Here is a 1757-nt window from a genome sequence, read left to right on the forward strand (position 1 = left end):
CTGTTGGTGATGGTGGTGAACCCCTTGAAGGCCAGGATCCCAAGCGCGGTAGCCCCCAGGAACCCGGAGACCTCGGGTGCCGGCGCCTCGGCCGTTGCCCGGATACCGATGGTGTCGGCCACCAGCACGCCCACCACGCCGAACAGGATGATGCCTCCGATCTTGATGACCCCCAGCACCGACGCCACGCCCTGGATCAGCTTGTTGGCGGAGAGATTGATGAGGAAGGCGGCGATCAGCAGGCCGACACCCAGCGCCGGCACCAGCAGCGACCGGTTACCACCATCGAACAGCTCCAGGGTATAGGAGCCGAAGGTTCTCGCCAGGAAGCTCTGGGCGATCACCATGGAAAAATACATCAGCAGCGCATGGAAGGCAGTGGGCAGCGTGGGCCCGTAGGCCTTGTGAAGGTACATGCCGATGCCACCAGCCGAAGGATAGGCATTGGACATCTTGACGTAGGAGTAGGCGCTGAAGCCGACGATCATGGCCGCCGAGAGGAAGGCCAGGGGAAACAGCTCGCCGGTCATCTCGGCCATCTGTCCGGTCAGCGCGAAGATTCCGGCACCGATCATTACCCCGGTTCCCAGGGCGATGGCTCCGACAAGGCTAAGGCTGTTCTTCTGGTACTGGGGCGATCTGTCCATGCATCTCCTTGCGTGTCGGCCTTGGTGATGGGGAAGCGATCTGCTGGGCGCGGTTGGCCATCGGCAATGTGATCACTCCTCATCCTAGAGCCCTTGTGTAACCCAAGGGTCAATCGGCACCCCTCGCCATCATCAAGGTCAATGACAGCTCCAGGGCTTCTGCTTGGCATTGTCCTTCACGTTCTGGTCGATGAAGCGGTAATAGTCCTCCTTGATCCGGTTCCAGCGTCCGGCGCCGATGTCTACGCCATGGCGTGCCAGTACCACCTCGATATCATCGATACACAATCGCTTGGCATCGTAGGCAAGGTGGAGTTTGCGATGTTCCGGGTCGTAGGACACGCGGTCGAGGCCACGCAGCGCGTCGATCTCGGTTACCGCCGCCGCGATATGCCCTGATGCACCGGGTGTTAGCTTCAGCGAGCGAGTGACCAGTGACGCTTGTGAAACGCCGGGGCGGTGATCGTGATGTGACATGCTCCACCTCCGTTCTCTACTAGCCGTGGTTCAGTTATCGTCGTCTTTGTCGTGACGGCCACCGTGGTGGCGGTGCAGGAAGAGATGCATCAGGGGGCAGGCGAGCAGCAGCAGCGGCAACGCCTGATAGAGGTGCAATCGATGGCCGGTCACCAGCAGGTAGCCGCCCACCGCGAGGATGCCCGCCAGCGGTAGCCAGACCATCATCAGGCGGTGTTGTGCTCTCTTCTCCATGGTGGCCTCCCAGTGGCTTGAGGTGTGAGGGGAATCGCATTGAGGTCACGTCGAGGGTCGGCTCGTTCTGGCCACTGCATCGAGCGGGTCTCGGCACCGAGCTGCGAGCAGCAGGAGCAGGCCAGTCACCACCATCGGCAGGGACAGCAGCTGCCCCATGGTGAGCCAGTCGAAGGCGACGAAACCCAGCTGGGGGTCGGGCAGGCGCACGAACTCGACCGCGAAGCGAAAGGTGCCGTAGAGCACCAGGAAGAGCCCCGAGACGATGCCGCGTCGGCGCGGTCGGGTGGAGACCCACCACAGCACGACGAACAGCACCACACCCTCCAGGGCAAACTCGTAGAGCGCCGACGGGTGGCGGGGCGCCGAGCCCAACCCCATCATGGACGGGAAGACCAT

Annotated in this window: 4 protein-coding genes; all 4 read right to left on the reverse strand. The window is 62.6% G+C overall.

Translation table 11 applies throughout. From position 1 onward, the window contains the following. The coding region (locus OP495_RS17530; protein WP_280571048.1) for an amino acid permease at nt 1-647 on the reverse strand (647 nt) is incomplete at its 3' end. Nucleotides 648-785: 138 nt separating this feature from the next. After that, nucleotides 786-1124 carry a hypothetical protein gene (locus OP495_RS17535; protein ID WP_035414636.1) on the reverse strand — a complete coding sequence of 113 codons (339 nt, stop codon included), beginning with the start codon at nt 1122-1124 and terminating at the stop codon, nt 786-788. A gap of 30 nt (nt 1125-1154) precedes the next feature. Continuing rightward, nucleotides 1155-1358 (reverse strand): DUF2933 domain-containing protein, encoded by a 204-nt coding sequence (locus tag OP495_RS17540; RefSeq protein WP_075369349.1) that lies wholly within the window; start codon nt 1356-1358, stop codon nt 1155-1157. Nucleotides 1359-1403: 45 nt separating this feature from the next. Next, a partial coding sequence (locus OP495_RS17545; protein WP_280571049.1) for a prolipoprotein diacylglyceryl transferase family protein occupies nt 1404-1757 on the reverse strand: 354 nt, incomplete at its 5' end.

It is taken from the genome of Chromohalobacter sp. 296-RDG (genome assembly GCF_029889885.1).
Lineage (GTDB): Bacteria > Pseudomonadota > Gammaproteobacteria > Pseudomonadales > Halomonadaceae > Chromohalobacter.

Excerpts from the sequence above, each read along its gene's own strand:
- OP495_RS17535 (WP_035414636.1), bottom strand. The coding sequence starts at position 1,124 with ATGTCACATCACGATCACCGCCCCGGCGTTTCACAAGCGTCACTGGTC.
- OP495_RS17540 (WP_075369349.1), bottom strand. The coding sequence starts at position 1,358 with ATGGAGAAGAGAGCACAACACCGCCTGATGATGGTCTGGCTACCGCTG.